At 67.7% G+C, this 18,724-nt stretch carries 14 protein-coding genes and 1 tRNA gene; 11 read left to right on the top strand and 4 right to left on the bottom strand.

Features of this window, described 5'->3' with window-relative positions:
- Nucleotides 1–14: 14 nt before the first annotated feature.
- The 9 genes from KUV67_01090 to KUV67_01050 all read left to right on the top strand — a co-directional run bounded on the left by KUV67_01090 (nt 15) and on the right by KUV67_01050 (nt 11,319).
- Nucleotides 15–428: a four helix bundle protein gene (locus tag KUV67_01090; protein ID MBY6203464.1), complete on the top strand. Its 414-nt coding sequence runs from the start codon at nt 15–17 to the stop codon at nt 426–428.
- Nucleotides 429–446: 18 nt separating this feature from the next.
- Complete coding sequence (gene carB, locus KUV67_01085; protein ID MBY6203463.1) at nt 447–3,668, top strand: carbamoyl-phosphate synthase large subunit; 3,222 nt, start codon at nt 447–449, stop codon at nt 3,666–3,668.
- Between the two features lie 7 nt (nt 3,669–3,675).
- Nucleotides 3,676–4,167, top strand: a complete 492-nt coding sequence (gene greA / locus KUV67_01080; GenBank protein ID MBY6203462.1) for a transcription elongation factor GreA — start codon at nt 3,676–3,678, stop codon at nt 4,165–4,167.
- Between the two features lie 3 nt (nt 4,168–4,170).
- Nucleotides 4,171–5,166, top strand: a complete 996-nt coding sequence (locus KUV67_01075; GenBank protein ID MBY6203461.1) for a hypothetical protein — start codon at nt 4,171–4,173, stop codon at nt 5,164–5,166.
- Nucleotides 5,163–6,863, top strand: a complete 1,701-nt coding sequence (gene recJ / locus KUV67_01070; protein MBY6203460.1) for a single-stranded-DNA-specific exonuclease RecJ — start codon at nt 5,163–5,165, stop codon at nt 6,861–6,863. Before KUV67_01075 ends, recJ begins: the two co-directional genes overlap by 4 nt.
- Before the next feature lie 85 nt (nt 6,864–6,948).
- Nucleotides 6,949–8,047 (top strand): peptide chain release factor 2 gene (gene prfB / locus KUV67_01065; GenBank protein MBY6203459.1). Its coding sequence is split into 2 segments (ribosomal slippage): nt 6,949–7,020 and nt 7,022–8,047, totalling 1,098 coding nucleotides; the frame shifts between segments, so codons are not numbered across the junction.
- Nucleotides 8,048–8,198: 151 nt separating this feature from the next.
- Complete coding sequence (lysS, locus tag KUV67_01060; GenBank protein ID MBY6203458.1) at nt 8,199–9,722, top strand: lysine--tRNA ligase; 1,524 nt, start codon at nt 8,199–8,201, stop codon at nt 9,720–9,722.
- Nucleotides 9,723–9,793: 71 nt separating this feature from the next.
- Nucleotides 9,794–10,297 carry a hypothetical protein gene (locus KUV67_01055; GenBank protein ID MBY6203457.1) on the top strand — a complete coding sequence of 168 codons (504 nt, stop codon included), beginning with the start codon at nt 9,794–9,796 and terminating at the stop codon, nt 10,295–10,297.
- Entirely contained in the window at nt 10,294–11,319 is a 1,026-nt protein-coding gene (locus KUV67_01050) for a hypothetical protein (GenBank protein ID MBY6203456.1), read from the top strand. Before KUV67_01055 ends, KUV67_01050 begins: the two co-directional genes overlap by 4 nt.
- Before the next feature lie 67 nt (nt 11,320–11,386).
- Here KUV67_01050 and KUV67_01045 read toward each other — a convergent pair.
- The 3 genes from KUV67_01045 to KUV67_01035 form a co-directional block, all read right to left on the bottom strand.
- A tRNA-Asn gene (locus KUV67_01045) sits at nt 11,387–11,463 on the bottom strand.
- 85 nt (nt 11,464–11,548) lie between these two features.
- Nucleotides 11,549–12,091, bottom strand: coding sequence for a GspH/FimT family protein (locus KUV67_01040; protein ID MBY6203455.1), 543 nt, complete (start codon nt 12,089–12,091; stop codon nt 11,549–11,551).
- Between the two features lie 296 nt (nt 12,092–12,387).
- Nucleotides 12,388–13,575, bottom strand: coding sequence for a pyridoxal phosphate-dependent aminotransferase (locus KUV67_01035; GenBank protein ID MBY6203454.1), 1,188 nt, complete (start codon nt 13,573–13,575; stop codon nt 12,388–12,390).
- Nucleotides 13,576–13,678: 103 nt separating this feature from the next.
- Here KUV67_01035 and uvrB point away from each other — a divergent pair, with 103 nt between their 5' ends.
- Nucleotides 13,679–15,733, top strand: coding sequence for an excinuclease ABC subunit UvrB (gene uvrB / locus KUV67_01030; protein ID MBY6203453.1), 2,055 nt, complete (start codon nt 13,679–13,681; stop codon nt 15,731–15,733).
- A gap of 304 nt (nt 15,734–16,037) precedes the next feature.
- Here uvrB and KUV67_01025 read toward each other — a convergent pair whose 3' ends face one another.
- Nucleotides 16,038–17,378 carry an MFS transporter gene (locus KUV67_01025; GenBank protein MBY6203452.1) on the bottom strand — a complete coding sequence of 447 codons (1,341 nt, stop codon included), beginning with the start codon at nt 17,376–17,378 and terminating at the stop codon, nt 16,038–16,040.
- A gap of 207 nt (nt 17,379–17,585) precedes the next feature.
- On the opposite strand from KUV67_01025, the gene KUV67_01020 reads away from it, so the two are divergent.
- Nucleotides 17,586–18,452 (top strand): hypothetical protein, encoded by an 867-nt coding sequence (locus KUV67_01020; protein MBY6203451.1) that lies wholly within the window; start codon nt 17,586–17,588, stop codon nt 18,450–18,452.
- Nucleotides 18,453–18,724 lie beyond the last annotated feature (272 nt).

Below are 18,724 nucleotides of genomic sequence, written 5' to 3'. Positions count from 1 at the left end.
GTCAGGGACTAGTGATGCAGCTTCGAAGCTATCGAGAACTCAAGGTGTGGCAGCGCTCGATGGACGTTGTCGAGGAAGTATATGCGCTGACCGAATGCTTTCCCGACAGCGAACGATTCGCGTTGACCCAGCAGATCCGAAGAACAGCGGTCTCCGTCCCGTCCAACATCGCAGAAGGAAACGCACGAAGGTCGACGAAGGATTACGCTCGCTTCGTGTCGATCGCGATCGGCTCCCTGGCGGAGCTCGAGACTCAGATCGAGATCGCTTACAGGGTCCGCTACCTGGACGACGAACGAGCGGCTGGTATTCACTCCGAACTCATGGAAATCGGCCGTATGTTGCGAGCGATCGAGTCCAAGTTGCGTGGCTATGTTCGCGATCCGTCCGAAGGTGAAACCGTGGTTTCACTAGCCCCTAGTCCCTGACCCCTGACCACTGACGCCATGCCGAAACGTACAGACATCCAATCCATCCTGATCATCGGCGCCGGGCCGATCGTGATCGGGCAGGCCTGCGAGTTCGATTACTCGGGCGTGCAGGCGGTCAAGGCGCTGCGGAGCGAGGGGTACCGGGTGATCCTGGTCAACTCCAACCCGGCCACGATCATGACCGACCCGGAGATCGCCGACGCGGTCTACATCGAGCCCGTGAAGTGGGAGTACGTACGCGAGGTGATCCGGCGCGAGCGGCCCGATGCGCTGCTGCCCACGATGGGCGGCCAGACCGCGCTGAACTGCGCGCTGGACCTGGTTCGCGAGGGCGTGCTCGAGGAGTTCGGCGTCGAGTTGATCGGTGCGTCGCGCGACGCCATCGACATGGCCGAGGACCGCGACCGGTTCAAGACCGCGATGGCCGAGATCGGCCTGGAATCGTGCACCGCCGAAGTCGCCCATTCGATGGACGAGGCGATGGAGATCCAGAAGCGGATCGGCTTCCCGACGATCATCCGACCGTCCTTCACGCTGGGCGGATCCGGCGGCGGCATCGCCTACAACACCGAGGAGTTCGTCGAGATCGTCGCCCACGGCCTGGAGCTGTCGCCGACCAACGAAGTGCTGCTCGAGGAATCGGTGCTGGGCTGGAAGGAGTTCGAGATGGAAGTGGTCCGCGACAAGGCGGACAACTGCATCATCATCTGCTCGATCGAGAACTTCGATCCGATGGGCATCCACACGGGGGATTCGATCACCGTGGCCCCGGCCCAGACCCTGACCGATCGCGAGTACCAGCGGATGCGCGACGCGTCGATCGCGGTGCTGCGCAAGATCGGCGTCGAGACCGGCGGATCGAACGTGCAGTTCGCGATCAATCCGGAGGACGGCCGCATGGTCGTCATCGAAATGAACCCGCGCGTGTCGCGCTCCTCGGCGCTGGCATCGAAGGCGACCGGCTTCCCGATCGCCAAGGTCGCCGCCAAGCTCGCGGTCGGCTACACGCTCGACGAGCTGGAGAACGAGATCACCGGCGGCGCCACGCCGGCCTCCTTCGAGCCGACGATCGACTACATCGTGACCAAGATCCCGCGCTTCGCGTTCGAGAAGTTCCCGGCCGCGAGCAAGCGCCTGACCACGCAGATGAAGTCCGTCGGCGAGGCGATGGCGATCGGCCGCACGTTCAAGGAGTCGGTGCAGAAGGCGCTGCGCAGTCTCGAGATCGGCCTGGACGGCTTCAACGAGATGCCGCTGGACGAGCACCCCGACCTGGATGCGGACACGCTGCTGCGGCGCGAGCTTCGCGAAGCGGGGCCCGAGCGGATCCTCTACGTGGCCGAGGCGTTCCGCCGCGGGCTCGACTTCGATACGGTCCAGCGCCTGACCCGGATCGACCCCTGGTTCCTCGACCAGTTGCTGGAGCTGGTCGAGATCGAGGCCCAGGTGCGCCGCACGGGCTTCGAATCGCTGGGCGCGGATCGCCTCCACGAGCTCAAGCGCCACGGCTTTTCCGACGCGCGCCTGGCGACCCTGCTCGGGGCCTCCGAGCGCGCCGTGCGCCACCTGCGCCAGACCCTGGACGTGCGCCGGGTCTACAAGCGGGTCGACACCTGCGCGGCGGAGTTCGCGACGACGACCGCGTACATGTACGGCACCTGGGAAGGGGAGAGCGAAGCGCGTCCCACCGATCGCCGCAAGATCATGGTGCTCGGCGGGGGCCCGAACCGGATCGGCCAGGGCATCGAGTTCGATTACTGCTGCGTTCACGCGGCGATGGCCATGCGCGATCTCGGCTTCGAGACCCTGATGGTCAACTGCAACCCCGAGACCGTGTCGACCGACTACGACACCTCGGACCGCCTGTACTTCGAGCCGCTGACCCTCGAGGACGTGCTGGCGATCATCGACGTCGAGAAGCCCGAGGGCGTGATCGTCCAGTTCGGCGGCCAGACGCCGCTGAAGCTGGCGCGCGACCTGGAGGCGGCCGGCGTGCCGATCATCGGCACCACGCCGGACTCGATCGACCTGGCCGAGGACCGCGAGCGCTTCCAGGACCTGCTCAACCGCTTGGGGCTCAAGCAGCCGCCGAACCGCACCGCGCGGACGCCGGACGAGGCCATCGTGCTGGCCGCCGAGGTCGGCTTTCCGCTGGTCGTGCGGCCGTCCTACGTACTCGGCGGCCGGGCCATGGACATCGTCCACGGCGTCGACGAGCTCAAGCGCTACATGCGCGAAGCCGTCAGCGTCTCGAACGACTCGCCGGTGCTGCTCGACCGGTTCCTCGACCACGCGATCGAGGTCGACGTGGACGCGGTGTGTGACGGCGAACGGGTGGTGATCGGCGGCATCATGGAACACATCGAGCAGGCCGGCGTGCACTCAGGTGATTCCTCCTGCAGCCTGCCGCCGTTCTCCCTCGCGCCGGAGATCATCGCCGAGATCGCCGACCAGACCCGCCGGATGGCACTGGCGCTGAAGGTGGTCGGCCTGATGAACGTCCAGTTCGCGGTCCGCGGGGACGACATCTTCGTGCTCGAAGTCAATCCCCGGGCGTCGCGCACGGTGCCGTTCGTCTCGAAGGCCACGGGCGTGCCCCTGGCCAAGATCGCGGCCCACTGCATGGTGGGTGAAACGCTGGAAAAACAGGGGATTACGGAAGATCTCGAAACCCGGTTCTATTCGATCAAGGAGCCGGTCTTCCCGTTCATCAAGTTCCCCGGCGTGGATCCGATCCTCGGACCCGAGATGCGCTCGACGGGCGAGTGCATGGGCGTGGGCCAGACCTTCGGGGCGGCGGTCGCCCGCGGCCAGCAGGGCGTGGGCATCCAGGCCGCCCACTCCGGGCGGGCCTTCCTGTCCGTGCGCGACGCCGACAAGCAGGCCCTGCTGCCGGTCGCGCGCGAACTGGTCGAGCGGGGCTTCGAGCTGGTCGCCACGGAGGGCACCTGGAAGTTCCTGGTTGAAAACGACGTGCCCTGCGACTACATCAACAAGGTGATCCAGGGTCGACCGCACATCGTCGACCTGATCAAGAACCGCGAGATCGACTACATCGTCAACACCACCGAGGGTCGCCAGGCGATCACCGATTCGTTCTCGATCCGGCGCGAAGCGCTGCAGAGAAAGGTCAACTACTCCACCACGATCGCCGGCGCTCGCGCCACGCTGCGCGCCCTCGAGCACTGGCAGGAGCGGGAAGTCGTACCGCTCGCGGAACTCCATTCAACAGACTGAGGCAACCATGTCGCAGCAGACACCGCTGACCAAGCAGGGCGCCGAGCGCCTGCGCGAAGAACTCAAGCGCCTGAAGAAGGAAGAACGACCCAAGATCATCGAGGCGATCGCCGAGGCGCGCGCCCACGGTGACCTGAAGGAGAACGCCGAATACCACGCGGCGCGCGAACAGCAGGGCTTCATCGAGGGCCGGATCCAGGAACTCGAGAGCTCCCTGTCGCACGCGCGGATCATCGACGTCGCCGAGCTCGACGTCCAGGGCAAGGTCGTGTTCGGCGCGCACGTCACGCTGCTGGAAGACGTGGAGGGCGCCGAGGAAGTCCACTGGCAGATCGTCGGCGACCTCGAGTCCAGCGTGGAGGAGCGCCGCCTGGCCGTCTCGGCCCCGCTGGCCCGTGCGCTGATCGGCCGCGAGGAGGGCGAGACGGTGGACGTCAAGACACCGAACGGCAATCGCGTCTACGAGATCGTCGAGGTCCGCTACGACGAGAAGGGCTGAGCCGTGACCGCGCAGCTCCTGGTCGCGCTGCCGGTGCTCGACGACGTCCTCGACGGGCGGCTGGAGGCGCCTCCGGGTCTGGCCAGGCTGCTCGGCTTCGGCCGCATCGAACGCGGCGGAGGCGACGCGGCGCTGGCCGCGGCGCTCGGGCAGGAGCGGATCCCGGCCGCCGGCCCGCGCGCGACGCTGGCGGCGGGTGAGACGGACACCGCGGGCTCGGCCTGGCTGCGCGTCGAACCGGTCCACCTGCAGCCCGACCTGACCGCGGTCTGGCTCCGCCAGGCCGCCGCGCTGGACTGGTCGGCCCCGTCGATGGCGCCGCTCCACGACGCACTCCATGAATTGTTCGACCGGCCCGGACTGGCCTGGTACCCGCCGACGAACGGCGTGCCGGGACGGATCCGCGTCGCCGAAGCGCCGCAGGCCGCCTTCGTGCCGCTGCACGCCGCGGTCGGGCGCCGCCTGGACGAGACCCTTCCGCGCGGCCCCGACGCCGCTCGCTGGCACGCGCTGATCAACGAATCCCAGATGATCTTCCACCAGTTCCGGGCCCTCGATGACCCGCGCTCGGCCGGCCTGGGCCTCTGGTTCTGGGGCGCGGGGTCCGTGCCGGCGCGGCCCGATCCGTCGCCGGTCGCCCGCGTGATCGTGGCCGGCGACCGGACCGAGGGCGAGGGGCTGGCCCGCTGGCTGGACGTGGATGCGGATTTCTTGAGCGAGCAGGAGCCGGACCGCGCGTCCAATAATGATCACGAGTACGGGCCCGAGGGACGGCTCCACCCGACCGGCACCACGCTGGTCGAGGCCACGCTGGGCGCCGATGCGCCGGATCGCCTGGTCGGGCTGGATCGCTGCGTGTTCGAGCCGGCCTGGCGTGCCCTCCGGTCCGGACGGCTCGGCGCGGTGCGCCTGATCGGCTCGGAGCGAACGGTCGGGCTCCGGCGCTGGAGTCCCTTCGCGTTCTGGCGCCGGCCGTTTTCTGCGGAGGCCGTGCGATGATCCGCCGGGTCCGCGTCCACCGGCGCAGCGTACCCGCGCCGATCGCCGGCCTGCACCCGGTGGCCGGTCGCGTGCTCGCCGCACGCGGCTGCACCGAACCGCCGGCGCTGGACCTGGCCACCATGCTGCCGCCGACCCTGGCCGACCTGGACGCTGCCGCGTCGCTGCTGGCCGACGCCATCGAGCAGGGACGGCGAATCCTGGTCGTCGGCGACTTCGATGCCGATGGCGCGACCGGCACCGCAGTCGCGGTTCGCGGCCTGCGGGGGCTTGGCGCCGGCGACGTCCGATGGCGGATGCCGGATCGCATGAAGCACGGCTACGGCTTGAGCACGAAGCTTGCCGAGGAATGCCTGGCCATGAACCCGGACGTGCTGGTGACCGTCGACCACGGGATCAGTTCGATCGCCGGCGTCGACCGGGTCCGCGAGGCGGGGGTAAGGGTCGTGGTCACCGACCACCACCTGCCCGGACCGGAGCTCCCGGCCGCCGACGTGATCGTCAACCCCAATCGGCCGGACTGCGATTTTCCGTCGCCGAACCTGGCCGGGGTGGGGGTGCTGTTCTACGTGTTGATCGGCGTGCGCGCCGAACTGCGCAAGCGCGGACACGGCGCCTCGTTCCGTCTCGACGGTCTCCTCGACCTGGTGGCCCTCGGCACGGTGGCCGACCTGGTCCGGCTCGACGAGAACAACCGGAGACTGGTCCGCCAGGGCCTGGAGCGGATTCGGCGCCGCCATTGCGCCCCCGGCGTCGCCGCGCTGCTCGAGGTCGCGGGCCGCAACCTCACCCACGTGACCGCCGCCGATCTCGGCTTCATTGCCGGCCCGCGCCTGAACGCCGCCGGACGGCTCGACGACATCTCGATCGGCATCCGCTGCCTGCTGACCGACGACGCCGACGAGGCCATGGCGCTGGCCGGCGAGCTCGACCGCTTCAATCGCGACCGGCAGCAGCTGCAGAGCGACATGGTCGAGACAGCCCAGCGCCTCGCCGCCGAACTGACCGCCGACCTGGACGGCGACTGCGGCGGCCTGTGCCTGTACGACCCGGACTGGCATCCCGGCGTCGTCGGCCTCGTGGCCTCGCGCATCTGCGAGCAGCTCCAGCGGCCCGTGATCGCGTTCGCCCCGGCCGAGCCGGGGTCCGGGGAGCTGAAGGGCTCGTGCCGCTCGCCGGCCAGCGTGCACATGCGCGACCTGCTCGCCGATCTCGATGCACGCCATTCGGGCCTGATCGACCGCTTCGGCGGCCACGCCCGGGCGGCGGGCCTGAGCCTGGAGGCCGCGGACCTGGACGCGTTCCGCGCCGCCTTCGACGACCACGTGCGGGCGCTCGACTTCCCGCCCGACGCGGTCCGCACCGACGGCCCGCTCGCCGGCAGCGAACTGACCATCGAGACGGCCGAGGCGCTGGCCGACGCCGGCCCCTGGGGCCAGGGCTGGGAGGAACCGCTGTTCGACGACCGGTTCCGGGTGCTGGAGCGGCGCGTGGTCGGCAGCGATCACCTGAAGATGCTCCTCGAACCGATCTCCGGCGGACCGGCGCTCGACGCGATCGCCTTCCGGGCCGGCGACTGGTGCCATCGCGACCTGCCGGATCCGTTGCACGTCACCTACCGGCTCGAGGTCAACCGCTGGCGGGGCCGGGTCACGCCGCAGCTCAACATCCAGCACTGGGTCGAGGGCGAGGATTGAACCGCCGCGGGTGCGCCGCGGTGATTCCGCTTCGGGCTCGAACCGGTACAATGCCCGGCTTTGATTCCCGAGGCCCTGCTGCTCCATGGAACAGACCGCGCTGAAGAACCTTCTCGACGACCTCTCCCGACGAGCCGAGTCGCTCAGGAGGTACCTTTGACTACGATGGCAAGGTAGAAAAACTCGAAGAAGTCGATCGCGAGCTCGAGGACCCGTCGGTCTGGGACGACGCCGAGCGGGCCCAGAGCCTGAACAAGGACCGGGCCGCACTCGACAAGTCGGTCACGATGCAGCGCGAAGTCTTCGAAGGCATCCGCGATACGGGCGAGCTGCTGGAGATGGCGATCGAGGAAGACGATCCCGACACCCTGGCCAGCGTCGAGGCCGACCTGAAGTCGCTGCGCAGCCGGATCGAGGCGCTGGAGTTCCAGCGCATGTTCTCCGGCGAAATGGACGACCGGCCGTGCTTCATCGACATCCAGGCCGGCTCCGGCGGCACGGAGGCCCAGGACTGGGCGGAGATGCTGCTGCGCATGTACCTGCGCTGGGCCGAGTCGCGCGACTGGAGCGCCGAGCTGGTCGAGGTCTCCGACGGCGACGTGGCCGGCATCAAGAGCGCCACGATCCGGGTCGAGGGCGACTTCGCCTACGGCTGGTGCCGGACCGAGACCGGTGTGCACCGCCTCGTGCGCAAGTCGCCGTACGACTCCGGCAACCGTCGCCATACCTCGTTCGCCTCGGTGTTCGTGTCGCCGGAAGTCGACGACAACATCGAGATCGAGATCGACCCGAGCGACCTGCGGATCGATGTCTACCGCGCCTCCGGTGCCGGCGGTCAGCACGTCAACCGGACCGAATCGGCCGTGCGGATCACCCACGAGCCGAGCGGAATCGTGGTCCAGTGCCAGACCGATCGCTCCCAGCACAAGAACAAGGACCGCGCGATGGGCCAGCTGCGGGCCAAGCTCTACGAGCTGGAAATGCAGAAGCAGCGCGAGAAGGCCCAGGCCGCCGAGGACGAGAAGGCCGACATCGGCTGGGGCAGCCAGATCCGCAACTACGTCCTCGACCAGTCGCGGATCAAGGACCTCCGCACCGGCGTCGAGCGCACGGACACGCAGAAGGTCCTCGACGGCGACCTCGACGAATTCGTCGCCGCATCGCTGAAGGCGGGGTTGGAATAGGGGAAAGGGACTAGGAAAGGGACTAGGGAGTAGGGACTAGGGACTAGAGTTCCGCCCGATTCCGGAGTTTTACTAGTCCCTGACCCCTGACCCCTGGCCCCTGATCTCGGCCCCTGACATCCGAACAGCAACGAACCCGGTAGCACTAGCCATGACCGACCAGAACAGCACCGAAGAGCACGTCGACGAGAATCGCCTGATCGCCGAGCGGCGGGCGAAGCTGGATGCCCTGCGCGAGCAGGGGCAGGCGTTTCCGAACACGTTCCGTCCCGAGCACCGCGCCGATGCGCTCCTTGCCGAATACGGCGATGGTGAGGCGTTTCCGCAGGAGCGGCTGGAGGCCGATCGGATTCCGGCTTCGGTGGCGGGCCGGATGGTTTCGCGCCGGGTCATGGGCAAGGCCGCCTTCGTCCACATCCAGGACGGTTCGGGCCAGCGCATCCAGCTCTATCTGCGTCGCGACGACCTGCCGGAGGGCGTCTACCAGGCCTTCAAGCAGTGGGACATCGGCGACATCGTCGGTGCGTCGGGCGTGCTGATGCGGACCAAGACCGGCGAACTGAGCGTGCACGCGGACCGGCTGGAACTGCTGGTCAAGTCGCTTCGGCCGCTGCCGGAGAAGTGGCACGGCCTGTCCGACCAGGAAACCCGTTATCGCCAGCGCTACGTCGACCTGATCGCCAACCCCGACGTGCGCCGTACCTTCGAGACTCGCGCCAGACTGGTCGCCGGGATCCGGGCCTTCTTCGAGGAACGCGGGTTCCTCGAGGTCGAAACGCCGATGATGCACCACCTGCCGGGCGGCGCCACCGCGCGGCCGTTCAAGACCCATCACAATGCGCTGGACATCGACCTGTACCTGCGCGTCGCGCCCGAGCTGCACCTCAAGCGCCTCGTCGTCGGCGGCTTCGAGCGGGTCTACGAAATCAACCGCAACTTCCGCAACGAGGGGGTGTCGACGCGGCACAACCCCGAGTTCACGATGCTCGAGTTCTACTGGGCCTATGCGGACTACAACGACCTCATGGACCTGACCGAGACCTTGCTGCGGCAGCTGGCCGAGGACCTGGGGCACGACGGGGCCAAGCTCGACTACCAGGGCGAGGACATCGATTTCGGTCCGGCCTTCCGCCGCCTGACCGTAGCCGGCGCGGTGCGCGAGTACTATCCCGATCTCGAGGACGCCGACCTGCGCGATCGCGAGGTCCTGGCGAAGGCCTGCGAAGACCTCGGCATCCACATCGAGACCGACTGGGGCTGGGGCAAGCTGCTGCTGGAGATCTTCGAGAAGACCGCCGAGGAGAACCTGGTCCAGCCGACCTTCATCACCGAGTACCCGACCGAGGTCTCGCCCCTGTCGCGCCGCAATGACCAGGATCCAGAGGTCACCGACCGCTTCGAGCTCTTCATCGCCGGCCGCGAGATCGCCAACGGCTTCTCCGAGCTCAACGACCCCGAAGACCAGGCGGAGCGCTTCCGCGCCCAGGTCGCGGCCAAGGACGCCGGCGACGCCGAGGCGATGCACTTCGACGCCGACTACATCCGCGCCCTGGAATACGGCATGCCGCCGACGGCCGGCGAAGGGATCGGCATCGACCGTCTGGTGATGCTGTTCACCGATTCCGCGTCCATTCGTGACGTGCTCCTGTTCCCGTACCTGCGGCCCGAGGTCTGAGGGCCCGGACGTGATTGCCCCGCGACGGGGCCGGGTGTATCGTCGAGGCTGGCCACGACCGGAGGACGCCCATGAACACTCGGTTTTCGATCGGCATCAGCGCGCTGCTGGTGCTGCTTTCGACGGGTCTTGCCGCCGAGACGCTTGTCTACGAACGCGAGTACACGCTGATCGGTGAAGCCGACAACACGTTGCGGATCGAACTGTCCCCCGACGACCGGATGATCATCCACCGGCCCGCGTTCATGACGTATCCGGGCAACCACCGGATCGACGTGACGTCCGGAACCTATCGGAAATTCCGCGCGGCCTTCGAGGCGGCCCGAACCGACTCCGTCGAGCTCCAGCGCGCCGTGCAGGCGCGCGCCGCCGGGTCGATGGCCGTCGTGACCGACCCGGAATTCTCCCGCTTCGCGCTGGTCGATGCGCAGCGCGGACCGCTGGAGACGGTGACCGTGGTCTCGCTGGAAGCGTGGGCGCAGCGGATCGACGACGTCCGCCTCCAGCGGCTCGACCGCCTGGAACGCGACTGGTTCTCGCTGATGAATTCCGAACTGCAGGAGGCAGCGCGATGATTACCCGGACCGCAACGACGACGATCGGGCTCGCGGGCATGCTCCTGCTGTCTTCGCAGGCGCTGGCCGGAGCGTTTCTATTCTCCCTCGACCAGAACGGCAACGCGTTCCCGGAGCGGATCACGCATCCGAGCGGCTATACCGGTGCGGGCGGCACGCTGCAGGTCTCGGTCTGCATCTCGCCGTCGAGCGAGTCGATCGCCGAAATGGAAACGTCCGTGGAAAACTCGATCTTCACCTGGAACCAGTTGACCGCCGCCAGCCCCAACCTGTTCTTCGGCGGCGCCAACGACATCCCGCCGGGTTCGATCGACTACGAGTCGACGCTGGTCCACGAGATCGGCCACTGCATCGGGCTGGCGCATCCGAATGCGGCCACCGAATCCGGGCTTCCGCAAGGCAGCCGCAATTGGACCAAGGCCGGCAACGGCCTGAATGGCACGCTGGATGTCGATGCAGGCGCCGACGGGCTTCAGGGGTCGGCCGACGACGTGCGCGGCGACGACATCAACGTCCACTGGTTCAATCCGAACAACAACCCGTTCGAACTGTTCGAGCCGGTCGATACGTCCAACTACAGCAACGACCTGTCCGACCTGCCCGGCGGTGACCTGTTCGCGGCCAACGCCGATCGCGATGTCGGCGCAGCACTCGGCTTCGCGAACAGCGAAGCGGTGATGCAGCAGGGCGCGTTCTTCGACGAGGACCAGCGCCAGCTCGGCGTCGATGACGTGGCGATGATCCGGCTCGGCCAATCCGGTCTCGACGAGACCCAGGGCACCGGCGACGATTACCAGCTGGAGCTGGTCTACGGCGGGGTGCAGTCCGGTTGCGACATCACGGTGCAGATCACCGGGTCGTCCTTCGCGTTCTGCAATGTAGGCGGTGCCTTTGTCAGTCCGAATCACTTTCGGGTTAATGGTGCCACCGTGCAGATGGCGTCGACCAGCAACACCAGCTGGTACTTCAACCAGACCCCGCTCGGCGAACAGGTGATCTTCGCGGACGGTTTCGAATCCTGACCGCGGGAACGACCGGAGGAAGGACAAACAAAAAGCCCCGCAGCGAACTGCGGGGCTTTGTCGAATTTGGCTCCCCGGGTCGGATTCGAACCAACGACCTAGTGATTAACAGTCACCCGCTCTAACCAGCTGAGCTACCGGGGAATGGAAGCCGCGTATTTTCCTACGCGCGGCGGCGTTCGTCAACCCGGGCGGCGTTTTTTTTGCCGATTCTCCCTCCGCGTCCGGGTCACGGCAGGCGCGGGCAGGCCAGGTGGCCGGGGAGGTCGCCGACGCGGGGCCGCCCGGGGTTGGAGACGATGACCGCTCGGGCGTTGTCCGGCGCAAGCGGGTTGCAGAGCTTGATCGTCAGGTTGGTGCCGCCGGCGGTGCCATCGGGCTGGTAGCGGACCCGGGTCCGGCCGGCCGAGTCGATGATCAGGCCCTCGACGCCGTTGCCGACGCGCAGCAGGTCGTCGCCGGTATCCACCTGCCGGTTCCGGTCCGGGTCCCGGAACACGATCCAGCCGTCCTCCCAGCGATTCTCGCCGGAGCAGCTGATCCGGTCCCGGGAGGGGCAGACCAGGGTCACTTCGCGCCGGGTGATCGCATGCAGCCGGGCCAGGTTCAGGTGGGCGACCAGCGTATTCGCGGTGCTGCCGACGCGCTGCGCCTGCAGGATTCCGGTCATCGCCGGGAGCGCCAGGCCGGCAAGGATGGCGAACAGCGCCAGGGCGGCCAGCAGTTCGATCAGCGTGAAGCCCTGAAACGAACGTCGGGGGAAACGGGGCATGGGCGATCTCCGTACGAGTGGGAGGCCCATGATCGGGTTCGGGGTCGGCTGCGGTCGTCCGAAAGTCGCCGTGCTGCGGGGTAGGAAATCGGCGCGGAGATGCGTCGGAAATCGACCTGCGAGGAGGCCTGCGCAACGGCGTGTACATCAAGCCCGGTCCGGGTCGGAGTGGATCGGTGTCGCGGGGAGCGGGGCTTGCGCGGACGCCGAACTCCTTCGGCGGCACCGATGGATACGTCGCGCGCAAGCGCGCTCCCACAGGCAAGAGAGTGGATCAGGGGTGTGCGGGTGGCAGGTCAGCCGGCCGGCAGCGCCTCGCCGATACGCGACACCGCGTCCTTCAGCGTATCCAGGCTGCAGGCGAAGGAAATCCGGACGTGGCCCGGGGCGCCGAAGGCCGAGCCCGGTACCAGGGCGACGCCGGCTTTCTCGAGGAGGTGCTCGCAGAATTCGCCGTCGCCGTCGGCACCCATGCGCTCGATCGCCTCCGAGGCGTCGATGAACACGTAGAACGCGCCTTCGCCGGCACTGCAGGTCAGGCCCGGGAGCTCGTTCAGCGCAGGAACGAGCCAGTCGTGGCGTTTCCTGAACTCGGTGCACATCTTCTCGACGCACAGCTGGCTGTCGGACAGCGCGGCGACCGCCGCGGCCTGGCTGATCGAACAGGGGTTGGACGTGCTCTGGCCCTGGATCTTGCGCATCTGCTTGATCAGCTCGGCGTCGCCGGCAGCGTAGCCGATCCGCCAGCCGGTCATCGCGTAGGCCTTGCTGACTCCGTTGATCACGACCGTCCGCGGGGCGAGCGACGGGCAGACCTGGGCCAGGGTGGAGAACGGCTCGTCGGCCCACCAGATGTGCTCGTAGATGTCGTCGGAGACGACGACGACCCGAGGGTGCTCCTCGAGCACTTCGCCGAGCGCCTCGAGCTCGGCCCGCGTGTAGGCCCGCCCGGTCGGATTGCCGGGCGAGTTGAGGATCAGAAGGCGGGTCTGCTCGGTGATCGCCGAGTTCAGCTGGGCCGGGGTGATCTTGAAGTCGCAGTCCATCGTCGTGTGCAGCGTCACCGGCGCGCCGCCGGCCAGGCGGACCATGTCCGGGTACGACACCCAGTAGGGGGCCGGGATCAGGACCTCGTCGCCCGGATCGATCATCGCCTGGAGCAGGTTGTAGATCGACTGCTTTGCGCCGGTCGAGACCAGGATCTGGTCGCGCTCGTAGTCCAGCCCGTTGTCGCGCTGGAACTTGGCGATGACGGCGTCCTTCAGCGCCGGGGTGCCGTCGACGGCCGTGTAGCGGGTCTGGCCGTCGCGGATCGCCTCGATCGCGGCCTGCTGGATGTGGTCGGGGGTCTCGAAATCGGGTTCACCCATGCTCAGCGACAGGATGTCGCGCCCCTGGGCCTTGAGTTCCGCGGCCTTCATCGACATCGCGATGGTGGCCGAGGGTTTGACCTGGGCGACGCGCTGGGCGGTTCGGATGGGCATGGCGATGAGTTCCCCGTGGCGGTGGATGTCCCTAGCCGGTCGACATTGCATTGCCCGGCGCTCGCCCACAATTATAGAAGCTGACCGACGAGCGGGGTTCACGATGGCGAAAGCCGCGAACAAGCGGAAATTCCGGATGGCGTCGAGCTATCGGCCGGCGGGGGACCAGCCGGCGGCGATCGATGCGCTGGTCGCCTCGATCGGCCGCGGCGACCGGCACCAGACGCTGCTCGGCGTGACCGGCTCGGGCAAGACCTTCACGATGGCCAACGTCATCGAGCGGGTCCAGCGGCCGACGTTGATCATGGCGCCGAACAAGACGCTTGCGGCGCAACTCTACGGTGAGTTCAAGGCCTTCTTCCCGGACAACGCGGTCGAGTACTTCGTCAGCTACTACGACTACTACCAGCCCGAGGCCTACGTGCCGGCCTCCGATACGTTCATCGAGAAGGACGCCTCGATCAACGAGCACATCGAGCAGATGCGCCTGTCGGCGACCAAGGCGCTGCTCGAACGGCGCGACTCGCTGATCGTGGGGACCGTGTCGGCGATCTACGGCCTCGGTGATCCGTCGAGCTTCCTGAAGATGACGCTCCGGCTGGAGAAGGGCGCGGAAATGGACCAGCGCCATATCCTCCGCAGGCTGGCCGAAATGCAGTACTCGCGCAACGATTTCGAACTTCGCCGCGGAACCTACCGGGTCCGCGGCGAGTTGATCGACATCTTTCCGGGCGATTCGGACGAGGAAGCCGTGCGCGTCGAGCTCTTCGACGACGAGATCGAGCGGATCAGCCGCTTCGACCCGCTGACCGGGGAACTCCGCGAGAGCCTGGACGAACTCACGATCTTCCCGAAGACCCATTACGTCACGCCCCGCCAGGTGGTGCTGGACGCGGCCGAGGCGATCAAGGCCGAGCTGGCCGAGCGGCTCGAGCAGCTCAAGGGTGCCGGCAAGCTGCTGGAAGTCCAGCGGCTCGAGCAGCGCACCCGCTTCGACCTCGAAATGATGATGGAGCTGGGCTACTGCCAGGGCATCGAGAACTACTCGCGCCACCTGACCGGCCGCCAGCCCGGCGAGCCGCCGCCGACCCTGTTCGACTACCTGCCCGAGGACGCGCTGCTGATCCTCGACGAGTCGCACGTGACCGTGCCGCAGATCGGCGGCATGTACCGCGGCGACCGGGCCCGCAAGGAGACCCTGGTCGAGTACGGCTTCCGCTTGCCGTCGGCGCTGGACAACCGGCCGCTGAAATTCGAGGAGTGGGAAGCGCGCGCGCCGCAGGCGATCCACGTCTCCGCCACGCCCCGGCAGTGGGAGCTGGAGCGGTCGGAGACGGTGGCCGAGCAGGTCGTTCGCCCGACCGGGCTGGTCGACCCCGAGACCGAGATCCGGCCCGTGGACAGCCAGGTCGACGACCTGCTGTCGGAAATCAACGAACGGGTCGCGCTCGGCGACCGGGTGCTCGTGACCACGCTGACCAAGCGCATGGCCGAGAACCTGACCGAGTACCTGGCCGAGCACGACGTCCGCGTGCGCTACCTGCATTCGGACATCGACACGGTCGAGCGGGTCGAGATCATCCGCGACCTGCGGCTCGGTGCGTTCGACGTACTCGTCGGCATCAACCTGCTGCGCGAGGGCCTGGACCTGCCGGAGGTTTCCCTGGTCGCGATCCTCGACGCCGACAAGGAGGGCTTCCTGCGCTCCGAGGGCTCGCTGATCCAGACCATCGGCCGTGCGGCGCGAAACGTGCGCGGCAAGGCGATCCTCTACGCCGACAAGATCACCGACTCGATGAAGCGCGCGCTGGACGAGACCGATCGCCGCCGCAGCCGCCAGCTGGCGTTCAACGCGGAGCACGGCATCACCCCGCGCACGATCGAGAAGAACATCGCCGACATCATGGCCGACGCCCACGACGCGCCGGGCGCGAAGGGCAAGGGGCGGAAGAAGAAGGGCAAGGAGGACCGGCGCCAGCGCGCCGCCGAGGACGCCGCGGCCTACGAGCAGGAGCCCCTGTCGGCTGCCGAGGCCGCCAAGCGCATCGCCGAACTGGAAAAGGCCATGTTCAAGGCGGCCGAGAACCTGGAGTTCGAAGAAGCCGCGTCCATCCGCGACCGCATCCACAGGATCAAGGCCCAGGGGTTCGCGGCTTGACGGACACTCCGAAAAGCAAGAGAAACCGCAGATGGACGCAGATGAACGCGGATGGGATGCGCGCTGAGCCCGACAGCGCCAAGCGTGGAATCTCTCGAAGAAGATGTTCTGGTAACCACGGGGTTCAGGGCCGTAGTCTCCGACCCGTACGAAATCCGCTTTCCATTCTTCCCCGCCTGTGAATCAACACATCTGTCCGGGTTGAACCGTGTTCATCCGTGGACACTCCGCTTTTCGATTCTCTCTGCGTCCATCTGCGTAATCTGCGGTAAAGGTCTTTCGCTTATCGGCACGACTCCTGCCCTCAGGTCACCTCGGGCAGTCGCGAGGACAGCCAGGCGCCGGTGAGGCCCATGATCGCGAGCACGACGATGACCCCGCTGATCGAAATGACGTTGGCCAGGGCGCCGACGCTGCCGGTGATCAGCAGCACCACGCCGATGACCGTGTTGCTGACCGCGACGTAATCGGTGCGCTTGTTGCCGCCGGCCAGGTCGACCACGTAGGTCTTGCGGCCCATCCGGACGCCGGAGTGGGCGATCGCCAGCAGGAAGAAGAACAGCGGGTAGAGCCAGGCGGCGCCGGCCAGGCCGGTGAACTCGACGACCGCCACGAGCAGCAGGCCCACCAGCGCCGAGGCGGCGCCGGCCACGACCATGGCCCAGCGGCTGGACTTGTCGGCGAAGCGGCCCCAGAACGGCGCCGACACCAGGTTGGCGACCCCGTCGGCGATCACGAACAGGCCGAGCACGAGCAGCGCGCCCTCGGTGTTCTCGTGGGCCAGCATGATGAAGAAGGGGGCGCTGAGGGCCGAACAGAGCAGCAGGGAACGGGCGATCACGAAGCGGCGGAACGGCGCGTCGTCGCGCAGCAAGGCCAGGCGCTTGACCGCTTCGGTCAGGGCGTTGCCGCCGCCCTCGGTCGCCCCGGGCTCTTCCTTGATCGCCGCATAGGTGGCGGCGCCGACCAGCCACAGGCCTCCGGCGATCGCCAGCAGGATCACCCAGGTGCCCGCCGAGGTCTCCGAGCGGTCGCCGCTGCCGTCTCCGCTGAGCAGCAGGAACACGCCGATCCCGATCGTGACCAGGCCGGCCAGGGTCTCGGACCAGCCGCTGACGCGGCCGCGCCGGGTCTTGGGCACGGTCTTGCCGAGGACGTCCTTGGAGGCGACCGAGCAAAGCCCGCGCGACAGGCTGAAGGCGATCAACGCGCCGAGCAGGCCGAAGCCCGCCGCGGTGCCGGTCAGCGTGGCCGCGACCAGCGCCATGCCGAACACCGAGACGGCCTGCAGCACCGAGCCCAGCACGAACACCCACTTGCGTACCGGAATTCGACGCACGTAGCTGGCGATGATCAGCTGCGGCAGCAAGGATCCGGATTCGCGCACGGGCACCAGGAACGCGGTGAAGATCGTCGGGGCGGACAGGGCCGCGAGCAGCCAGGCCAGGACCGTCTTGGGATTCGCGATCGCGTCGCCGAGCTTGGTGAAGAACTGTGTCGTGATCTGCAGCAGGAAGTTTCCCGGCACGACCTTGCACGCGCTTTCGGAAATGTCGCGGCACACGCGCGCGTCTTCTTCGTTGACCAGCTGCTGGTAGAGGCGATCCAGGCGCTGGCTCTCGAACGGCGAGGGGATGTCGGGCATCGTGGCGTCTCGGAGTCTCGGGGTCGTGGAATGCTGAAGTGTAGCCACACGGCGATGAACGTCGCTCGATGCCGATTCGGCACGAATATGCATCGATGCATATTGACAAAAATGGAATACGGTGCGATTCTGCGCACATCGGCCCACCGCCACGGCCGCGCGTTCGAGGGAAGACGCGGCACGAAATCAGGGGGAGCGCATCCGGCGATGCACGTTCACGACCCAGGCAATTCCGCAAGCAACGGCGCGACCGAGGCGGCCAGCCCGTCGCGGCGCACGGCGCTGGCCGTCGAGCGGCTGCTCCGACCGCTGGTCCGGCTGCTGGTCGGTCGGGTGGCGTGCATCTACCTCGTCGATCGATTGCGGCGCCTCTACGTTGCCGAGTCGAGAGCGTGGCTCGAACGCACCCACCCGGGGCAGCGCATCACGCGGTCCCGCCTGGCCATGCTGACCGGCCTCGACACGCGGACGATCGCTTCGATCGAGGCGGCACAGGGCGGGCCGGACACCGAGCTGCCGGCGACCGAGCTCTGCGCCGGTTCCATGGTCATCGAACGCTGGCTGACCGATCCGGCCTTCCACGACGAGCGGGGTGCGCCGGCGCGCCTGGCGCTGATGGGGCCCAATCGCTCGTTCCAGGCCCTGACCACCCGTGCGATCGGCCGCAACATCACGCCGCACACCGTGCTCGACGAGCTGGTCGAGTCGGGCAACGCCGCCGTCGACGAGGACGAGCGCATCCGCCTGGTCGACCCGGTGTACCGGCCGGTACGACCGTCGGAGGAAACGGCGCTGGACCTGGGGTCGCATTCGATCGCGCGCCTGGTCGAGACGGTGCGCGGCAACGCGGACGATTCGAGTCACGGGGCCTGCCGACTGCAGCAGGATCGGCTCAGCACCCGGATTCCGGTCGGGCGTCGCGACGAACTCGACGCCCGCGCGCGCGACCTGCTGCGGCGCCAGATCGAGGAGATGGAGTGCCTGCTGCGCGAATACGAGGTCGCCGACCAGGATGCGGAAGGTCGCGGTGCGGAAATGGCCCGCTTCGGGGTGGGCTGGTATGTGTTCGATTGACGACGCGGCGGTCCGGGCATCTGGTGCCGCGACGTCCGGCTCGAGCGGCGGGATTGTTCGGCGGAATCGGTCGCTCGCTGAAGCTTTGTTGGACCCGGCGTGCATGGGAGCCTTGAGGCCGGGTTGATGTGGCGGCCATCGACGTCCACCGGTTCCGACCCCTTGAACCGGTGAAACGTCCTGGCAGTCGGGGACGGCGCTGCCCTCGCGGCAGCGCCTTTTTTTATCGTTCTTCTATCGGCGGGACGTCCTGACCGGAAGTCGGCGACCGT

Source organism: Halomonas denitrificans (assembly GCA_019800895.1).
In the GTDB taxonomy this organism is placed as follows: Bacteria; Pseudomonadota; Gammaproteobacteria; order Xanthomonadales; family Wenzhouxiangellaceae.
This window is presented reverse-complemented; position numbering and strand designations above follow the sequence as displayed.